This is a genomic window from Aeromicrobium jepli (assembly GCF_047246605.1).
Taxonomy (GTDB): domain Bacteria; phylum Actinomycetota; class Actinomycetes; order Propionibacteriales; family Nocardioidaceae; genus Aeromicrobium.
In genome coordinates this window covers 1-18462 of sequence record NZ_JBFOKO010000004.1, presented here as the reverse complement: position 1 = coordinate 18462, position 18462 = coordinate 1, and the positions used below count along the sequence as shown (strand labels likewise).

The 18462-nt window shown below is 71.5% G+C and carries 19 protein-coding genes and 1 riboswitch; of the genes, 14 read left to right on the top strand and 5 right to left on the bottom strand.

Annotated features, from left to right (window positions below; genetic code table 11):
• Positions 1-68: 68 nt before the first annotated feature.
• Entirely contained in the window at positions 69-1910 is a 1842-nt protein-coding gene (locus AB3M81_RS09250) for a phosphoenolpyruvate carboxykinase (GTP) (RefSeq protein WP_412903617.1), read from the top strand.
• On the opposite strand, the gene AB3M81_RS09245 is transcribed toward AB3M81_RS09250, so the two are convergent.
• Together AB3M81_RS09245 and AB3M81_RS09240 are read right to left on the bottom strand one after the other, a co-directional pair.
• A complete protein-coding gene (locus AB3M81_RS09245) occupies positions 1901-2872 on the bottom strand; it encodes an EamA family transporter (RefSeq protein WP_412903616.1) in 972 nt (323 codons plus the stop codon). The genes AB3M81_RS09250 and AB3M81_RS09245 overlap by 10 nt on opposite strands.
• Positions 2873-2994: 122 nt before the next feature.
• On the bottom strand, positions 2995-4953 hold the full coding sequence (locus tag AB3M81_RS09240) for a peptidoglycan DD-metalloendopeptidase family protein (RefSeq protein ID WP_412903615.1): 1959 nt from the start codon (positions 4951-4953) through the stop codon (positions 2995-2997).
• Positions 4954-5094: 141 nt separating this feature from the next.
• On the opposite strand from AB3M81_RS09240, the gene AB3M81_RS09235 reads away from it, so the two are divergent.
• Both AB3M81_RS09235 and AB3M81_RS09230 read left to right on the top strand, forming a co-directional pair.
• Positions 5095-5592, top strand: coding sequence for a copper resistance CopC family protein (locus AB3M81_RS09235; RefSeq protein WP_412903614.1), 498 nt, complete (start codon positions 5095-5097; stop codon positions 5590-5592).
• Positions 5589-7580 carry a bifunctional copper resistance protein CopD/cytochrome c oxidase assembly protein gene (locus tag AB3M81_RS09230; RefSeq protein ID WP_412903613.1) on the top strand — a complete coding sequence of 664 codons (1992 nt, stop codon included), beginning with the start codon at positions 5589-5591 and terminating at the stop codon, positions 7578-7580. Before AB3M81_RS09235 ends, AB3M81_RS09230 begins: the two co-directional genes overlap by 4 nt.
• Positions 7581-7638: 58 nt before the next feature.
• On the opposite strand, the gene AB3M81_RS09225 is transcribed toward AB3M81_RS09230, so the two are convergent.
• Positions 7639-8256, bottom strand: coding sequence for a superoxide dismutase (locus AB3M81_RS09225; RefSeq protein ID WP_412903612.1), 618 nt, complete (start codon positions 8254-8256; stop codon positions 7639-7641).
• A gap of 118 nt (positions 8257-8374) precedes the next feature.
• On the opposite strand from AB3M81_RS09225, the gene clsA reads away from it, so the two are divergent.
• The 9 genes from clsA (at position 8375) to AB3M81_RS09180 (ending at position 13764) form a co-directional block, all read left to right on the top strand.
• Positions 8375-9031: a cardiolipin synthase ClsA gene (gene clsA / locus AB3M81_RS09220; protein WP_412903611.1), complete on the top strand. Its 657-nt coding sequence runs from the start codon at positions 8375-8377 to the stop codon at positions 9029-9031.
• Positions 9028-9825 carry a DUF881 domain-containing protein gene (locus AB3M81_RS09215; RefSeq protein WP_412903610.1) on the top strand — a complete coding sequence of 266 codons (798 nt, stop codon included), beginning with the start codon at positions 9028-9030 and terminating at the stop codon, positions 9823-9825. The genes clsA and AB3M81_RS09215 overlap by 4 nt, the downstream gene beginning before the upstream one ends.
• A complete protein-coding gene (locus AB3M81_RS09210) occupies positions 9822-10154 on the top strand; it encodes a small basic family protein (RefSeq protein WP_412903609.1) in 333 nt (110 codons plus the stop codon). The genes AB3M81_RS09215 and AB3M81_RS09210 overlap by 4 nt, the downstream gene beginning before the upstream one ends.
• Positions 10147-10836, top strand: coding sequence for a DUF881 domain-containing protein (locus tag AB3M81_RS09205; protein WP_412903608.1), 690 nt, complete (start codon positions 10147-10149; stop codon positions 10834-10836). Before AB3M81_RS09210 ends, AB3M81_RS09205 begins: the two co-directional genes overlap by 8 nt.
• 25 nt (positions 10837-10861) lie before the next feature.
• Entirely contained in the window at positions 10862-11239 is a 378-nt protein-coding gene (gene gcvH / locus AB3M81_RS09200; RefSeq protein ID WP_412903607.1) for a glycine cleavage system protein GcvH, read from the top strand.
• A gap of 96 nt (positions 11240-11335) precedes the next feature.
• Positions 11336-11761 (top strand): FHA domain-containing protein, encoded by a 426-nt coding sequence (locus AB3M81_RS09195; protein WP_412903606.1) that lies wholly within the window; start codon positions 11336-11338, stop codon positions 11759-11761.
• Positions 11758-12474, top strand: coding sequence for a transcriptional regulator FtsR (gene ftsR / locus AB3M81_RS09190; protein WP_412903605.1), 717 nt, complete (start codon positions 11758-11760; stop codon positions 12472-12474). The genes AB3M81_RS09195 and ftsR overlap by 4 nt, the downstream gene beginning before the upstream one ends.
• A 9-nt stretch (positions 12475-12483) precedes the next feature.
• Entirely contained in the window at positions 12484-12951 is a 468-nt protein-coding gene (locus tag AB3M81_RS09185) for a bifunctional nuclease family protein (RefSeq protein ID WP_412903604.1), read from the top strand.
• 237 nt (positions 12952-13188) lie between these two features.
• Complete coding sequence (locus AB3M81_RS09180; protein ID WP_412903603.1) at positions 13189-13764, top strand: MerR family transcriptional regulator; 576 nt, start codon at positions 13189-13191, stop codon at positions 13762-13764.
• A gap of 12 nt (positions 13765-13776) precedes the next feature.
• On the opposite strand, the gene AB3M81_RS09175 is transcribed toward AB3M81_RS09180, so the two are convergent.
• A complete protein-coding gene (locus AB3M81_RS09175) occupies positions 13777-14427 on the bottom strand; it encodes a CatA-like O-acetyltransferase (RefSeq protein WP_412903602.1) in 651 nt (216 codons plus the stop codon).
• 46 nt (positions 14428-14473) lie between these two features.
• A riboswitch (glycine riboswitch) is annotated at positions 14474-14560 on the top strand.
• Between the two features lie 64 nt (positions 14561-14624).
• Between AB3M81_RS09175 and gcvP the strand changes: the two genes are divergently transcribed.
• Positions 14625-17462: an aminomethyl-transferring glycine dehydrogenase gene (gene gcvP / locus AB3M81_RS09170; RefSeq protein WP_412903601.1), complete on the top strand. Its 2838-nt coding sequence runs from the start codon at positions 14625-14627 to the stop codon at positions 17460-17462.
• Here the strand turns inward: gcvP and AB3M81_RS09165 are convergent.
• Positions 17408-18199 (bottom strand): serine aminopeptidase domain-containing protein, encoded by a 792-nt coding sequence (locus AB3M81_RS09165; RefSeq protein ID WP_412903600.1) that lies wholly within the window; start codon positions 18197-18199, stop codon positions 17408-17410. The genes gcvP and AB3M81_RS09165 overlap by 55 nt on opposite strands.
• 37 nt (positions 18200-18236) lie before the next feature.
• On the opposite strand from AB3M81_RS09165, the gene AB3M81_RS09160 reads away from it, so the two are divergent.
• Complete coding sequence (locus AB3M81_RS09160; RefSeq protein ID WP_412903599.1) at positions 18237-18413, top strand: hypothetical protein; 177 nt, start codon at positions 18237-18239, stop codon at positions 18411-18413.
• The last annotated feature ends 49 nt before the right edge of the window (positions 18414-18462 follow it).

The following is an 18462-nucleotide window of genomic DNA, read 5'->3' as shown; positions in this document are numbered from 1 at the left end:
GCGACGGAAAAAACCGATGTGAACCGGGGCCGGCCGGCGGGCCGGTCAGGAGAGGACGAGGCAGACCGATGGTCGACGTGGACAAGGTCCTGGACGAAGCGGGATTGAAGAACCCGCACGTTCATGAGTTCGTGAAGCATTGGGCGGGAGTCACCCAGCCCGATCGCATCGAGGTCGTCAGCGCCAGCGATGACGCTCGGCTGCTGCAGGAGGCTCTCGAGGCGGGCGAGCTCGAGCCGGCCGGTGAGGGGCTGTACTACTCGCAGAGCTACCACAAGGACACGGCGCGCTCGGAGGAGCGCACCATCGTCGCCACGAGCGATCCGGCGGACAAGGGCGTCTACAACAATTGGCGCCACGCCGACGAGATCAAGCCCGTCGTGATCGGCAACATGCAGGGCGCCTCGCAGGGCAAGACGATGTACGTCATCCCCTACCTGATGGCCGCCCCCGGCTCGCCCCTCGAGGCGTGGGCCGCCGGTGTCGAGCTGACCGACAACCGCAACGTCGTCCTGCAGATGATCCGCATGGCGCGCGTCGGCGTCGACCTGTTCGAGAACCTCCAGGATCCCGAGAGCTTCGTCCGCGCCGTCCACGTCACGGGCGACCTCGAGAACCTCGGCCAGGGCACCCCGGACGACAAACGCTACTTCGTGACCGTCGCCGACGAGCGCACGATCCTGCACTTCGGCTCCTCGTACGGCGGAAACGCGCTGCTGGGCAAGATCGCCCACGGCCTGCGCCAGGCGAACTGGGACGGCTGGGCGTCGCGCAAGTTCCTCGCCGAGCAGTACATGCTCATCGCGATCCAGGACAAGCAGACCGGCAAGAAGTACCACATCGCCGGCGGCTTCCCGAGCGCCTCGGGCAAGACGAACCTCGCCATGATGGTGGCCCCCGGCGCCCTCGGCGACCGCTACTACGTCGAGTTCTTCGGCGACGACATCGCGTGGCTGTGGGTCGGCGACGACGGCAAGCTCTACGGCATGAACCCCGAGTTCGGCGTGTTCGGCGTCGCGATCGACACGAACGCGATCACCAACCCGAACGCGCTCGCGGCCGTCCAGGAGGGCACCGGCGCGATCTTCACGAACACCGCGTACAACGTGAAGACGCACGAGACGTGGTGGGAGGGCAAGACGCCCGACTACCCCGAGGACGTCGACGGCTGGCGCGACTGGAAGGGCAACCTCATCTCGGAGCGCCCGGTCGAGGAGCAGCGCTCCAAGGACCACGTGTGGGCGCACCCGAACTGCCGCTTCACCTCGACGATGTCGAACGTCCCGAACGAGTCGCCCGACTACAACGACCCGGCGGGCGTGCCGATCGACGGCATCATCTACGGCGGCCGCACGCGCGACCGCGAGCCGCTGATCCGCGCGATCGAGGATCCGGCCGAGGGCGTCTACGACGGCCTGACGCTGGGTGCCGAGGCGACCGCCGCGGCCGAGGGCGTCGCCGGCCAGCTGCGCTACGACCCCATGTCGATGCGCCCGTTCCTGGCGCTGCCCGAGGGCCGCTACGCCCAGCACTGGCTCGACATCCTCGACCAGGTCGAGGACAAGCCGCTGTTCGCGCACGTCAACTGGTTCCAGCGTGACGCCGACGGCGGCTACCTGTGGCCCGGCTACAGCGAGAACCTGCGCGCCCTGCTGTGGATGATGGACTACCGCGAGGGTCGTGTCACCGGCACGAGGACCCCCGTCGGCGTCGTCCCCACGAAGGACGAGCTGAACCTCGAGGGCCTCGAGATCGAGGACGCCGTCCTCGATCAGCTGCTGGCGATCGACGTCGACCGCTGGAAGCAGGAGATCGACCTGCGCGAGGCGCACCTCAAGGCGTTCGACAACCTGCCCGAGCGGATCTGGGAGGCGCACCGCCGCGTCGCCCAGGACCTCGATCAGGCCTGAGTTCCCGTCCGAAGGGGCTCCACCGGTTCGCCGGTGGGGCCCCTTCGTCGTGGCCGCTCGGCCCGCACCACCAGGGCGACGCCCACGACCACGATGGCGCCGCCGGTCACGATCGCGGCCGTGAGCGGCTCGGCGAGGATGATCGCACCGAGGACCACGGCGACCACGGGGTTGACGTAGGCGTAGGTCGACACGAGCGACAGCGGCGCGTTCTGCAGCAGCCACACGTACGCCGTGTAGGCCACGAGCGAGCCGAACACCACGAGGTACCCCAGGGCGACCCACGAGCCGATGGAGGCCCCCGCGAAGTCGTGGACGCGTTCGCCCCGCGCCGTCCCGAGGACCAGCAGCGCGATCGCCGCGGCCAGCATCTCCCACACGGTGGCGACGAACGGATTCGCCGGCATCGGCATGCGCGGGGACAGGAACGAGCCGACCGACCAGGACAGCGACGCCCCGACGATGAACGCGATGCCGGTGGTCGTGCCGCCCACGCCACCACCGGGAAGCACGAGGACCCCGAGGCCCAGGAAGCCGACCAGGACCCCGGCCCAGGTGAGCAGCCGCGGGCGCTCCCCGGCGGCGAAGCGCAGCACGATCAGCCAGAGCGGGACCATCGCGACGAGCAGCGCCGCCAGCCCGGACGGCACCGTTCGCTCGCCGAGCACGACACCGCCGTTGCCACCCGCGAGCAGGAGGACGCCCACGATCGCCGCGCCCCGCAGCTCACGAGCTCGGACGCGCAGCACGCGGGGACCGGAGCGCACGGCCAGGAAGGTCCCCATGACGAGGGCTGCTGTCAGGAAGCGTGCGGCCGCGGAGAGCAGCGGGGGCAGGTCCTCGACGACGATCCGGATGCCGAGGTAGGTCGAGCCCCAGGCGACGTAGACGACCGCCAGTGCGACCCACACGGCGCCGGCGGAGACGTCGCGGTGCGGGGAGGTGGTGGCGGGGGCTGTCATGAGCGTCCTGTCCTTGTGGTCCTGACGCCCATTCAACCCGCACGGTCCGACGGTTCACCAGCCGATGACCGCCATCACCCGCACGGATCCGGACAAACCTCGTGCCCGGGTGGCGGCGACGGTCAGGAGCCGAGCGACCAGGTGGTGCCGCCCTGCGCCGTGAGGCCGAGGGCCTTCGCGCGCTTGGCGACCCAGGCGCGCTCGGCCCGGCTCAGCGAGCCGAGCTCGAACCGCGTGCCCCAGCCGAACGGCGAGGTGCCGGGGATGTCGACCAGCGCGCCGTCGTCGCCGCGCTGGATCTGTCCGACGATGTCGCGGTAGCCGGCCGTGAACGTCAGCGGCTCGCCGAACTTCCTGCGGAAGCCGGCCGCGAGGCGGTCGGCCCGCTTCGCGACGTCGCAGCGCAGCAGGACGTCACCCACGGGGCACATGACGCCGCGGGGGACCTGGCCGTTGCTGTAGCCGCCCCAGCCGGTACCGGCGCCGGCGTTCGCGAGGAACTGGACGAGGACCGGCATGGGGTCGATGAACTGGCCGTCGACCTGGATCTCGAAGTGCAGGTGCGGTCCGGTGGAGTTGCCACGCGACCCGACCAGCGCGATCTGGTCGCCCGAGCTGACCGTCTGGCCGTCCTGGACCAGCACCTTGGACGAGTGCGCGTACCGCTCGGCGGTGCCGTCGGGGTGCGAGATCGTGATCAGCGTGCCGGCCCACCCGACCTCCTGCAGGCTCACCGTGCCGCCGCGCGAGGCGTAGATCGGCGTGCCGGTGGGTGCCGACAGGTCCTGGCCGGTGTGCGTGGACTGCCACATGCTGCCGCCCATGCCGAAGCCGGCGGAAATGCCGTACGTGCCCTGCTTGAGCGGGAAGGTCCAGCCCTGGCGGGTCGCGGCGACCGGCTTGCTCGCGTTGCACACGGTGGTGGGCGCCTTGGCGGCCTTCGGGGGCGTGTTGCGGCCGACGCCCAGCGACGGGCGCGTGACGGCGTACGGCTTGGCCGGCATCCGCGAGACGCCGACCTGGGCACGCGTGGCCGGCGCGTCGATCACGCGGTCGTCGCCGATGTAGACGCCGACGTGGTGGATGCCGGAGGACTTGGTGGCGCTGAACACGAGGTCGCCGCGCTTGATGCTCTTGGGCGGGACCTTCACGGTGCGCGCGTACAGCTGCGCGGGCGTGCCGCGCAGGTCGTAGCCGCCCTCGACCTCGACGAGGCCGCCGCAGCTCCACGCGCCGGCGCCGTTGCGGGCCGCGTAGTCGTCGCCGATGCGGTCGACGAGGGCGTCGAGCATGCGGATCGTCTGGACGGGCAGCACCTCGATCGTGCGCGAGCCGACCGTCGCGGTCCTGCTGCCGCCGGCCTTCACGAGCCTCGACGCCGGGGGAGGGGTCACGCCGAGGCGCTTGAGCTGGACGCGGTACCGGCGCCAGGTCGTGGCGGCCGAGCGGTTCCACTCCTGCTGCTCGGTGCGCGTCTCGGGGAGTCCCTGCGGGGTGGACGAGGCGCCCAGGCCCAGCTGCTCGGCCATCTCGCCGACCTGCTCGAGCTGGCGCGTGGCGGCCTTCTCGGCCTTCTCGGCGGCCTCGGTCGCGCGGTCCGCGCGCTTCTGCAGGGCCTGCGCGGCCTCGAAGGCGCGCTTGGCCTCGCCGAGGTTGCCCTCGCGGGCCTCGGTGATCTGCTCGGTGCTGAAGACGCCGGTGATGAGGTCGACCGGGTCCTCGGCGGCGGCCAGCGCCGACAGCCGCTGCGCGAACGGGTCGCTGTTGGGCGACATCGCGTAGTCGACGACCTGGGCGACGTACGCGCGGGCGACGGCGAGCTGGCGGTCGGCGTCGCGGGTCAGCTGGGCGGCCTCCTTGCGCCGCTCCTCGGCGACGGCGAGGTTCGACTCGTAGCGCAGGGCCAGCGTCGTGAGCTGCGAGATCGCCGACGGCGCGATCGCGAGCGGATCGGGCACGTCGAGCCCGGCGGACGCGGTGGTCGACGGCGTCGGCGCAGGAGAGGGCTCGGCCGTCGCGGCGGTGGGCGCCAGCGTGGCGACCGCGACCGTCGCGCCGATGATGACCCGAGTCCAGCGCATGTGTCAGTACCTCCCTCGGAGAGTGAACCACGCGCGCCAATTCTTGTTCACACAAACCCCACTGTTCACTTCCGTCGTGCCATCGGGCCTGGCCCGGACGGGCCAGAACGCCTGCCATGGCGCCCCGGGTAGGCTGGTCGAGTGCGTCTGATTCGTGTGCTGCTCCTCGTCGTCATCGTGGTCCTCGGGTCGGCCTGGCCCGCCGCCGCCCACACCGCCCTCGTCTCCACCGATCCCGCGGACGGCGCCCGACTCGACACCGCACCCGATCGCATCGTCCTCACCTTCAACGAGCCCGTCCGGCCGCTCTCCGATGCGTCGCTGCAGGTCGACGGCACGGCCCAGGAGGCCGACGTCCGGATCGACGGCCCGCGGCTCGTGCTCACCCCGTCCGAGGCCTTCGCGGGCTCGTACGAGATCAACTATCGCGTCATCTCCGCCGACGGGCACCCCGTGTCGGGCAGCACCGCCTTCGCGGTCGTCGGCGAGGGCGTGAAGGCCACCGGCGCCAAGGGCGCGACCGCCCAGGACGACGAGGGCGGCGTCCCCGTCGCGCTGTGGGGCGCGCTCGGCGCCGTCGTGGTCCTGGGCATCGCGGCGTTCGCCGTCGTCTCCCTGCGCGGCAGGGCGTCACGATGACCACCACGGAGCCGGTCGCCCCGGCCCGCGGGGCCGGACTCGGCACGCGCATCGGCCTCGTCCTCGGCGTGGTCGGCGGCGCGTTGATCGCGCTCGTCGCGCTGCTGGTCCTCACCGGCTCCGATCCCCAGCCGCTCCCGGCCGGCCTGCAGGACCCGGGCCCCGTCGTCGGCTGGGCCCTGCCGGTCTCGCGCCTGCTGTCGGACGTGTTCGCGACGGCGGCGGTCGGCTTCCTGCTCGTCTCGGTGCTCCTGCTCCCGTCCGGAGAGCGACTCGAGGGCCTCGCCGTGCAGGCCGTCCGGCTCGCGTCCCTCGCCGCCGTCATCTGGCTGCTCTCGACGCTGGTGCAGTACTGGGCGAACGTCGCCGACCTCTACGGGCGTCACCTCACGGACGTCGGGCTGCAGCAGCTGGTGGACTTCGCTCGCATCTTCCCGACCGGGCGCGGTCTGCTCGTCCAGGCGCTGGCCGCCCTCGTCGTGGCCGCCTGGAGCTTCTGGACCTTCGCGGTCCGCCAGCTCGCGATCTGCATCGGCATCGCCGTCGTGGGCGTCGCCGCCGTGGGCCTGACGGGACACTCCGCGTCGTCCGGCTCGCACATGCTGGCCACCGCGAGCCTCGTCCTGCACCTCGTGGGCGTCGTCCTGTGGGTCGGTGGCCTCATCGCCCTGGCCTGGGTGGCGCTGCGGGGGAGCCGGCGCCTCGAGGAGGCCGTGGAGCGCTACTCCGTGCTCGCCGCGTGGTGCTTCGCCGTCGTCGCCGTCTCGGGCATCCTCAACGCGTCGGTGAACCTCGGCGGGCTCTCCGGGCTCGACACCACCTACGGCTTCCTCGTCGTCACGAAGGCGGTCGCGCTCCTCGGGCTCGGGCTGCTGGGCGTCGCCCAGCGCCGCCGACTGCGGGACCGCGGCGCCGGCTTCGCGCGGCTCGCGGTCTTCGAGGTCGCGCTCATGACGCTGACGATCGTCGTCGCCGTCGTCCTGGGTCGCACCGCCACGCCCGTGGGCGAGGACGTGCTCACCACGCCCGCGGAGCTGCTGCTCGGCCGCGCCCTGCCGCCCGAGCCCACGTGGGGCCGCGTGCTCGTGGGCTTCGCGCCCGACGGCATCGGCCTGTCGGTGGTGGCGCTGGGCTCGGCGCTCTACCTCACGGGCGTCATCACGATGCGCCGTCGTGGCGACCGCTGGCCCGTCGGCCGGACCGTCAGCTGGTTCGCGGGCATGGCCGTGATCGCGTGGGCCACGTTCGGCGGTCTCGGCGCGTACTCCAGCGTGCTGTTCAGCCTGCACATGGTGTCGCACATGATGCTGTCGATGATCGCGCCGATCTTCCTCGTCCTCGGCGCCCCCATGACGCTCGCGCTGCGCACGCTGCCCGGCCCGCGCCGGCCGGGGGAGCACTCGCCGCGCTCGCTGCTGCGCGACGCGCTGCACTCGAAGGTCTCGGCGTTCTACACGAATCCGATCGTGGCCGCGGTGATCTTCCTCGGCACCCTGTACGCCGTCTACTTCACGGGCCTGTTCGAGGCGATGATGCGGACCCACTCGGGCCACGCGTTCATGGAGCTGCACTTCCTGTTCTCGGGCGTGCTGTTCTACTACGTCATCATCGGCGTCGATCCCGCGCCGCGACGGATCGGCCCACTCGCGCGGTTCGGCGTCCTCATGCTGTCGGTGCCGTTCCACGCGTTCTTCTCGGTGGCCCTGATGTCGTCCGACGTGATCATCGCCGAGTCCTACTACCAGGCGCTCGCGCGGCCGTACGCCACCGACCTGGCGCAGGACCAGTACCTCGGCGGCGGCATCGCGTGGGCGATGGGCGAGGTGCCCCTGCTGCTGGTGATCGGCGCGATCTTCATCCAGTGGTTCCGCTCGGACGCGCGCGAGGCCCAGCGCAGCGACCGGGCGGCCGACCGGGACGACGACGCCGCCCTCGAGCAGTACAACGCGTACCTGAGGGGCCTGCAGGACGACGGCGCCCGCCGCTGACCCCCGAACGCACACTGCCCGGCCACCTGACGGTGGCCGGGCAGTGACGTGACGGGACTCAGAACAGGATCTGGCCGCCGCTGGTGGCGGCGGTGAAGCGCTCCTGCGCGTCGGCCCAGTTGGCGATGTTCCAGAACGCCTTGACGTAGTCGCCCTTGACGTTGAGGTAGTCGAGGTAGAAGGCGTGCTCCCACATGTCCAGCTGCGAGATCGGGATCAGCGTCGCGGGGATGTTGGACTGCTGGTCGTAGAGCTGGACGATGACGAGCTTCTGGCCCAGCGTGTCCCACGCGGTGATGGCCCAGCCCGAGCCCTGGATGCCGAGGGCGACCTGCTCGAACTGCGCGCGGTAGGCGTCGAAGGAGCCGAAGTTGTCCTCGATCGCGGCGGCCAGCTCGCCGGTCGGCTTGTCGCCGCCGTCCGGGGAGAGGTTCTTCCAGAAGATCGAGTGGTTGATGTGGCCACCGAGGTTGAACGCGAGGTTCTTCTCGAGCAGGTTGATCGTGTCGAACGACTGCGACGCGCGCGCCTCCTCGAGCTTCTCGAGGGCGGTGTTCAGGCCGTTGACGTAGTTCTGGTGGTGCTTGCTGTGGTGCAGCTCCATGATCTTGCCCGAGATGTGGGGATCGAGCGCCCCGTAGTCGTAGGGAAGGTCCGGCAAGGTGTAGTCGGCCACACGTCCTCCTGGTGCATTCGTGGATGTCGTCTTCAGGGTCAAGGCTCAGTCTGTCAGTTGTGTTCCCGGTCGCAAGGTCCGCCCGGCTGCTGGGACCGGCGACGGTAGGCTGTGCACCGTGGCAGGCAAGCGCATCCGTGGTGTCGACGACGAGCACGAGCTCGAGGTCCCCTCGACGCCCGTGTCCGCGACGAGCGCGCCGTCGGTCCGCGCCGAGCTGTTCACGGTGCCCAACCTGCTGAGCGCGATCCGCATCCTGCTGGTCCCGGTCTTCCTGTACCTCGTGCTGGTGCTCAAGGCCGACCTGCTGGCCATCGGCGTCCTGATGGTCTCGGGCGTCACCGACTACCTCGACGGCAAGATCGCCCGCGCCACCGGCACCACCACGCGTCTCGGCGCGATCCTCGACCCGGTCGCCGACCGGCTGTACATCCTGGCCGTCGTCGTGGGACTGGGCCTGCGCGAGGTGATCCCGTGGTGGCTCGCGGTCATCCTGCCGCTGCGCGACGTCGTGCTGTTCTCGCTCGTGCCGTTCCTGCGCACGCGCGGCTACAGCGCGCTGCCGGTGCACTTCCTGGGCAAGGCCGCCACCGCCGGCCTGCTGTACGCCTTCCCGCTGCTCCTGCTCGGCGACGGTGACGGCGCGCTGGCCAACCTGGCCCGCGTGTTCGGCTGGGCGTTCACGATCTGGGGCGTGGGGCTGTACTGGTGGGCCGGCGTCCTCTACGCGTTCCAGCTGCGCCGACTGCTGGCCACCACGCCCCGGGTGCGATGAGCCAGCCGGCGGGCGAGCCCGGCGCGCGCGAGACCGAGTCGATCCTCGAGCAGCTCGCCTCCACCGCGCTCGACCACGACTACTACACGCAGCACGACGGCGCCCCGGGCACCGTCTCGCGCACCCTGACCGGCGTCGTCGCGGCCCTGTTCGGCCTGCTGCTGACGATCGCGGCCGTGCAGACGCGCAACGACCGGCCCGCCACCGAGGCCGAGCGCGACGCGCTCATCGAGAACATCCAGCTGCGCCAGGACCTCGTCGACAGCAAGCAGCAGACGGCGGGACGCCTACAGGAGGAGATCGCCGACCTGCAGGCCGCGTCGGTCGGCGACAGTCCCGGCACGACGGCGCTGCGCATCGCGGCCGCCTCGCAGCCGGTCCGCGGGCCCGGCGTCGTGCTGACCGCCCAGTCGCGCGACGAGGACGATCCCCTCGCGCGGCTCACGGACACCGACGTCCAGCTCATCGTCAACGGCTTCTGGCTCGCCGGGGCGGAGGCGGTCGCGGTCAACGGGCACCGGCTCACGGCGACCTCGGCCATCCGCTCGGCGGGCGAGGCCATCACCGTGAACTACCGCTCCGTCACCGAGCCGATCGTCGTCACGGCGATCGGCGACGAGGACGCGCTGCTCAACCAGTGGGAGCAGGGTCCCTCGGGCCGCTACCTCGACGCGCGTGCCGAGGCGGACGCGCTGACCTACTCCGTGCGAAGATCTGACGAAGTCGAGATGGCCGGCGCACCCGACTCGCGCCTGGCGGTCTCGGCCGAGCCGCTGAGGAGGAGCGCTTCGTGATTCCGGTCATCGGTCTGGTCGTGGGTGTCGCGATCGGCCTGCTGCTGCAGCCGACGGTTCCGTCGGAGCTGCAGCCGTACGTGCCCATCGCGATCATCGCGGCGCTCGACGCGGTCGTCGGCGCGGCACGGGCGCTCATCGAGGGGCGCTTCGACGACCGGGTCTTCGTCATCTCCTTCGTCTCGAACGTGGCGATCGCCGCCGTGATGGTGTTCCTCGGCGACCAGCTCGGCGTCGGCTCGCAGCTGTCCACGGGCGTCATCGTCGTGCTCGGCATCCGGATCTTCGCCAACGCCGCCGCGATCCGCAGGCTGATCTTCCATGCGTGAGGCCCTGCGCCGGCGCTCCGGCATCGTCGTGGGCGTGCTCATCGCGGTCCTGGCGTTCACGATCACCGTGCAGTGGAGCCAGGAGGACGAGACCGAGGACTTCAGCGGCGTCCGCGGCGTCGAGCTGGCCGAGCTGCTCAAGTCCCTCGACGCGACCAACGCTCGCCTGAGCGACCAGATCGAGACGCTGCAGGCGACCCGCGACGACCTGCGCGACTCCACCGAGAGCTCGGCGCAGGCCCAGAAGGCGGCGGTCGAGCGGGCCAACGCGCTGGCGATCCTGGCCGGCACGGTCGGCGCCGAGGGGGAGGGGATCGAGATCACGATCACCGCTCCCGCCGGGGCCGTCACCGCCTCGGTGCTGCTCGACGCCGTGCAGGAGATGCGCGACGCCGGGGCCGAGGTCATCGCGCTCAACGGCGTCGCGCGGATCGTCGCGCAGACGTGGTTCCTCGACGACGATGCCGGCGTGCGCGTCAGCGGGCGCGTGCTCAAGCCGCCGTACGTCATGGAGGTCATCGGCGACCCGGACACGCTCGCGGACGCCGTCACGTTCCGCGGCGGCCTGGCGGACCGCGTCGAGAGCCGCGGTGGCGAGGTGAGCGTCGAGCGGCGCGACCAGATCCGGGTGACCGCCGTGGCCGACGCGCCCGAGCCCCAGTACGCTCGACCCGCGGAGTGACACGACCCGACGACGGAGGACGACCGTGATCCCTGAAGACCTGTTCTACAGCGAAGAGCACGAGTGGGTGCGCATCGACGGCGACGTCGCGACCGTCGGCATCACCGACTTCGCCCAGGACCAGCTCGGCGACATCGTCTACGTCGACCTGCCCGCCGAGGGCGAGTCCGTCGAGGCCGGCTCCGTGGTGGGCGAGCTGGAGTCGACCAAGTCCGTCTCGGACGTCTTCGTGCCCGTCTCGGGCGAGGTCATCGCCCGCAACGACGCGCTCGAGTCGACGCCCGAGGTCATCAACTCCGACCCGTACGGCGAGGGCTGGCTCATCAAGGTCCGCACCAGCGGCGAGGACCCGACGTCGGCCCTGCTGACGGCCGAGGCGTACTCCTCCCTGGTGAGCGGCTGACCCCTCGCAGCGGGGGTGCTAGTTTGGGGGTCGACAGAACCCTGAACCCCCACTTGAGCAAACCCTCAAGCCTCACGTGAGACGGAGTTGATCGCGTTGACGACGCCGGACGGTATCGACGAGACCAACTACATCCCGGTGATCGACGCCGACACCGAGGAGATGTCCGCCGCCGACGTGTTCGCCGTCGAGAACATCCCGGCCGGCAACGCGATGCTGCTGGTCCAGCGCGGCCCCGAGGCCGGCTCGCGGTTCCTGCTCGACAAGGACTCGGTCCTGGCGGGCCGCCACCCCTCGAGCGACATCTTCCTCGACGACATCAGCGTCTCGCGCCGGCACGCGACGTTCACCCGGCGCGGCGGCGGCTACGTCCTGAGCGACCTGGGCAGCCTCAACGGCACGTACGTCAACCGCGACCGCATCGACGGCGACATCCCGCTGTCGGGCGGCGACGAGGTCCAGCTCGGCAAGTACCGCCTCATCTACTTCCCGGGCACCGTCGTCTCCGAAGGTGGTCAGTGAGCGGGGGAGAGGCCCAGCGCGAGCAGCTGCTCGGCATCGGGCAGGTCATCGCCGAGCTCTCCGAGGAGTTCCCGGACATCTCGCAGAGCCGGATCCGCTACTACGACGAGCAGGGGCTCGTCGAGCCGCGGCGCACGCCGTCGGGCTACCGCAAGTTCACGTACGGCGACGTCGAGCGGCTGCGCTTCGTGCTGCGCATGCAGAAGGACCGCTACTGGCCGCTGAGCCACATCCGCCAGGTCCTCGACCAGATGGACTCCGGCGAGGTCCCGGACACCGAGCTGCGCGCCACGCTGCGCGTGCCGCAGGTGACGCTGGCCGCCGACGGTGCGCCGACCGCCCGCTCGATGACCGAGGGTGCCGGGTCGACCCGCATGACGCGCGACGAGCTGCTCGACGCCGCCCAGATCACGTCCGAGACGCTCGACGAGATCGAGCAGTTCGAGCTGATCCGCCGCCGTCCCCACCAGCGCTACTACGACGCCGACGACTTGGTCGTCGCGTCCCTCGTGGGCCAGCTCTCCGCGCTCGGCCTCGAGCCGCGCCACCTGCGCGGCTTCCGCAGTGCCGCCGACCGCGAGATCGGCCTGCTGGACCAGGTCGTCCCGCCGGCCGCTCGGCAGCAGCCCGGCGCCGCGGCCGACCTCGCCGAGCTCGCCGCGCTGGCCGTCCGGCTGCACACGGTGCTCGTGCGCGCAGGTCTGCGCGGCTGAGGAGGCCTCATGCGTGAGCTCGACATCGTCGGCGTCCGCGTCGAGATGCCCACGAACCAGCCGCTCGTGCTGCTGCGCGAGCGCGAGGGCACGCGCTACCTGCCGATCTGGGTCGGCGCGATCGAGGCCTCGGCGATCGCGTTCGCCCAGCAGGGCGCCGTCGCGCCCCGGCCGCCGACGCACGCGCTGATGGCCTCGATCATCGAGGCGCTCGGCGACGAGCTCACCGAGGTCCGCATCGTCGACGTCCGCGAGGGCGTGTTCTTCGCCGAGCTGGCCTTCGCCGGCGGGGCCGTCGTGGACGCGCGACCCTCGGACTCGATCGCCCTCGCGCTGCGCACCGGCGTGCGCGTCGTGTGCGACGAGAGCGTCCTGGACGTCGCGGGCTTCGCCCAGACGCCCGACGAGGACGAGGAGGTCGCGAAGTTCCGCGAGTTCCTCGACCACGTCGATCCCGAGGACTTCGAGAAACCCTGAACCTTGGCTTGAGGGTTCGCCTGAACCCTCAAGCACGACCTGAGGGTCTGGAACGGCTTCCGGGACAAGGGTCCGGGTGGGACGATGGGGCCAGCACGCATTTCGGCACCGCGACACGCGTGTCGGTGCGTGCATCCGCAGACCTTCACCTTTAACTTGAGGGTACGCAAGACCACAGCGGTGTGGTTCTCTTGTTGTGGGAGGCCGGTCCGAGCCGGCAGCCAGGAAGGCGTGACCATGATCGACCCTCGTGACGAGGCAGCGGAGGCGAAGGCCCAGGCCAGCGCCCAGGGCCTGTTGTTCGACGACGACCTCGCGCCGCTGCCCCAGGACATGGGGTTCCGTGGTCCCACCGCCTGCAACGCCGCCGGCATCACGTACCGCCAGCTCGACTACTGGGCTCGCACGAAGCTGGTCGAGCCGACCGTCCGCTCGGCCACCGGCTCGGGCACCGCGCGGCTGTACTCCTTCAAGGACATCCTGCTGCTCAAGATCATCAAGCGCCTGCTCGACGCGGGCGTCTCGCTGCAGCAGATCCGCACCGCGATCGACCACCTGCGTGAGCGCGGCACCGAGGACCTCACGCAGGTCACGCTCATGAGCGACGGCGCCAGCGTCTACGAGTGCCGCTCCGCGAACGAGGTCATCGACCTGCTGCAGGGCGGCCAGGGCGTCTTCGGCATCGCCATCGGCGGTGTGTGGAAGGAGATCGAGGGCACGCTCCACGAGCTGCCCACCGAGCGTGCCGAGGCCGAGACCTCCGTCGCCGGCGACGAGCTCGCCGCGCGCCGCGCCGCTCGCAAGACCAGCTGACGCCTCCGGGCGTCAGCCCAGCCAGGACGGATTGCCCGCCAGCGCCCTGATCTCCCGGATCAGCCGGCCGGTGTGGAAGCCGTCCGCCGCCGCGTGATGCACCTGGATCGCGAGCGGCAGCACGATCCGGTCGTCGCGCCGGATCCGCCGGCCGATCGTGAAGATCGGCAGCAGGTGCTCACCACCGCCACGGATTTGCAGCGTGAAGCCGGTGAAGGACGTCCACGGCACCCCGGAGACGTCGAAGCAGTGGGGCGGCAGCGGCCCCTGCGGGAACATCGCGGTGCTCTCGTGGTGCGTCTCCAGCAGGTCCACCACCGCGTCGTGGAAGCGACCGAAGTCCTCGTCGAACGGCGTCGTCACGCAGCAGAAGGTCTCGGTCTCGGGGTTGAACACCGTGAAGGCGGGGTCGAGGCGTGGCCACACGGCGGGTCGCCCGTCCTCGGTCAGCGTCATCCGGAACGCCTCGTGCCGGTTCACCGCCGCGGCCAGCGCCCAGATCTGCGCCGGGTACGTCTTGCGGTACGCGGCCCGCTGCGCCTCGACCGCGGCCGTCACGTCGATCTCGGTGGTCAGGGCGTAGTCGCACGGGACCTTGCGCAAGTAGTGCTCGAAGTGCTCGCGACGGGGCCACGTGTCCAGGTCGATCCGTGTCGGTTCCACCGTTCCAGCATCGCACCGATGCACGTTGCTAGACTGGCGGCGCCGTTTGAACCGTGCGGGAGAGTCCCGTCCAGGGCGCCGAAGGGGCAATTCCTCCCCGGAACCTCTCAGGCCACCGGACCGCACGTCACAGGCGACTCTGGAGGCCTGCCGACAGAGGGGGAGGGCCGTGTTCGTCGAGCCCTCGGAGACCCCTGATGTCCCAGTACGACCGCCAGCCCGCCACGACCTTCGCCGACCGCCACATCGGCCCGCGCGCCACCGACCAGGCCGCCATGCTGCAGCGCCTCGGCTACGACTCGCTCGACGCGCTCATGCGCGCGGCCGTCCCGGACGGGATCCGCACCGGGCTGGAGGGGCTGCCCGCGGCGGCCAGCGAGACCGAGGCCACCGCGCGGCTGCGTGAGCTGGCCGACCGCAACTTCCCGGGCGTCCCGATGATCGGCCTGGGCTATCACGCCACCACCACGCCGGCGGTCATCCGCCGCAACGTCCTCGAGGACCCCGCCTGGTACACGGCCTACACGCCGTACCAGCCCGAGATCTCGCAGGGCCGGCTCGAGGCGCTGCTGGCCTTCCAGACGATGGTCGAGGACCTCACCGGCCTGCCGACGGCCAACGCCTCGCTGCTCGACGAGGGGACCGCCGCGGCCGAGGCGCTCACGCTCGTGCGCCGCGCGGACCGCAAGCGCACCGACCTGCCCGTCGTGGTGGACGACGGCCTGCTGCCGCAGACGCTGGCGGTCCTGCACACGCGGGCCGAGGCCGTGGGTCTGCCGCTCGTCGAGGCCGACATGCGCGACGGCCTGCCCGAGGGCGACTTCAGCGGCGTCATCATCGCCTACCAGCGCGCCGACGGGACCGTCGTCGACCCCGAGCCCGTCATCGCCGCCGCGCACGGCGCGGGAGCGCTGGCCGTCGTCGTGACCGATCCGCTCGCCCTGGTGCTGCTGCGCTCGCCGGGCAGCCTCGGCGCCGACGTCGTCGTGGGCTCGACGCAGCGGTTCGGCGTCCCGCTGTTCTACGGCGGACCGCACGCCGGCTTCATGGCCGTGCGCCAGGGCCTCGAGCGCCACCTGCCGGGCCGCCTCGTGGGCGTCTCGGTCGACTCGTCCGGTCGCCCGGCCTACCGCCTCGCGCTGCAGACCCGCGAGCAGCACATCCGCCGCGAGAAGGCGACCTCGAACATCTGCACCGCCCAGGTGCTGCTGGCGGTCGTCGCCGCGATGTACGCGGTCTACCACGGAGCCGAGGGGCTGCGCGCGATCGCCGAGCAGGTCAACGGGCGGGCAACGCGCCTGGCCGCCGGACTGCGCGCGGCCGGCATCGAGCTGGCCTCGGACCGCTTCTTCGACACCGTCACGGCGGTCGTCCCCGGTCGCGCCGCCGAGGTCGTCGCGCGGGCCCGCGAGGCCGGCATCCACCTGTGGCGCTTCGACGACGACCGCGTGGGCGTCGCAGTCTCCGAGCCGACCACGGACGAGCACCTCGCCGCCGTCCTGGCCGCGTTCGGCGCGGGCGACGTGCCTGCACAGGGCGAGGCCTCGCTCGACGCCGGCTGGCTGCGCGAGGACGACATCCTGACCCACCCGATCTTCACCGAGCACCGCAGCGAGACGCAGATGCTGCGCTACCTGCGCCGGCTCAGCGACCGCGACTACGCCCTCGACCGCGGCATGATCCCGCTCGGCAGCTGCACGATGAAGCTCAACGCCACGGCCGAGATGGAGCCCATCAGCTGGCCCGGCTTCGCCGACCTGCACCCGTTCGTGCCGGCTGAGGACGCCGCCGGGATGATCGAGCTGGTCGGGACGCTCGAGTCCTGGCTCGCGAACGTAACCGGCTACGCGGCCGTCTCGGTGCAGCCGAACGCCGGCTCCCAGGGCGAGTTCGCCGGGCTGCTGGCCATCCGCGAGTACCACCGCAGCCGCGGCGAGGAGCAGCGCGACGTGTGCCTCATCCCCAGCTCGGCGCACGGCACGAACGCCGCGTCCGCCGTCATGGCCGGCATGCGCGTCGTGATCGTGAAGGCGACCGACGCCGGCGAGGTCGACCTCGACGACCTGCGCGCCCAGTGCGAGGCGCACGCCGACGACCTCGCCGCGATCATGGTCACGTACCCGTCCACGCACGGCGTGTACGAGCACGGGATCAGGGAGCTGTGCGACATCGTCCACGAACACGGCGGCCAGGTCTACGTGGACGGCGCCAACCTGAACGCGCTGCTCGGCCATGCGCAGCCCGGCGAGTTCGGCGGCGACGTCTCGCACCTGAACCTGCACAAGACGTTCTGCATCCCGCACGGCGGCGGCGGCCCGGGCGTCGGCCCGGTCGCGGTGGGCGAGCACCTCGTCCCGTTCCTGCCGAAGCACCCGTTCCACCCCGACGCCGATCGTCGCGCCGCGATGGGCACGATCAGCGCGGCGCCGTACGGCTCGGCCGGCATCCTGCCGATCCCGTTCGCGTACGTGGCGATGATGGGCGCTGAGGGCCTCACGGACGCCACGTCGGTCGCGGTCCTCGCGGCCAACTACGTCGCCGCGCGCCTGAGCGACGCGTTCCCGGTGCTCTACACGGGCGACCACGGGCTCGTGGCGCACGAGTGCATCCTCGACCTGCGCGAGATCACGAAGGCCGCCGGGCTGACCATCGACGACGTCGCGAAGCGGCTCATCGACTACGGGTTCCACGCCCCGACGATGAGCTTCCCCGTCGCCGGGACGCTCATGGTGGAGCCGACCGAGTCCGAGGACCTGGCCGAGCTCGACCGCTTCTGCGAGGCCATGCTGGCCATCCGGTCCGAGATCGACAAGGTCGCGGCCGGCGAGTACGACGCGCAGGACAACCCGCTCACGAGCGCGCCGCACGCCGCCCACGAGCTGGTGGACTGGTCGCACCCGTACCCGGTGGCGGACGGCGTGTTCCCGGCCGGCTCGACGCAGGACAAGTACTGGCCCCCGGTCGGGCGGATCGACAACGCCTACGGCGACCGGAACCTGGTCTGCTCCTGCCCGCCGGTGGAGGCGTTCGCCTGATCGGCCCACCAGCGCACGACGCGGTCCACGACCGGGCCGGGGTGCCTGGCCCACAGCACGTGGTGCGTCGTGCCGCCCTCGGGCAGCAGGTCGCGGGTGTACTCCCAGCTGGTCAGCGCGGCCGGCTCCACGAGCGTGCGCTCGAAGCGGTGGGCGGCGGCCGTGATCGAGAAGCCGTCGCCCGCGAGGTGCACGGCCAGCGTCGGCAGGGTGATGCGCCGGTTCACGGCGTACGGGGCACGGCCGGTGCGCACGACGCGGGCCCACTCGCTCATCATCGTGCGCGCGCCGGGGCCGCCGAACCACGGCTTGGGCACGTAGCCGCGCACGAGCCCGACCAGTGGCATGCTCAGCGCCATCGCGGCCAGCGGCAGGCCGATGCGCGGGTAGTGGCGGAAGTGGGGCAGCGAGACGCCGACGAGCACGAGGCCGTCGGCGGGCCGCGGGCCGATCTGGACCGCGCCGCCGAGCTGGCCGCCCAGGCTGTGGCCGAAGATGACGACGGGACGATCGGGGTCCTCGGCGCGCGCCGCGTCGACCGCGCCCTGCGTGTCGGCGACCTCGTCGGCGTACGACCAGTCGTGCCGGCGGGACGCGCGCGGCAGGTCGCGCTCGAAGCCGCGGCGGGGGAGCGCGCGTGCGGTCCAGCCGCGCTCCTCGAACGCCGCGACGAGTGGCCCGTAGAAGGACGAGGGCACGGCCATGGCCGGCGAGATCAGGACGATCGGGGTGCTCACCGGCTCATCATGCCAGCGTGAAACACTCGATCCCGACATGCCTGACGCCCTCGTGTACGCGACGTCCCTCGCCGCGCTCGCCGCCGCCGTGTTCGCGGCCTGGCACACCGTGAGGTCGTACCGCTTCAGCAACCCGCTCTTCTACGCGATCGCGGCCGTCGAGGTGCTGCTGCTCGTCGCCCTCGTGTCAGGGGAGACGTCGACGGGAACGTGACCGAGCTCGACCACGGCCACCTGCGGGTCCTCGCCTCGGCCGAGATCGA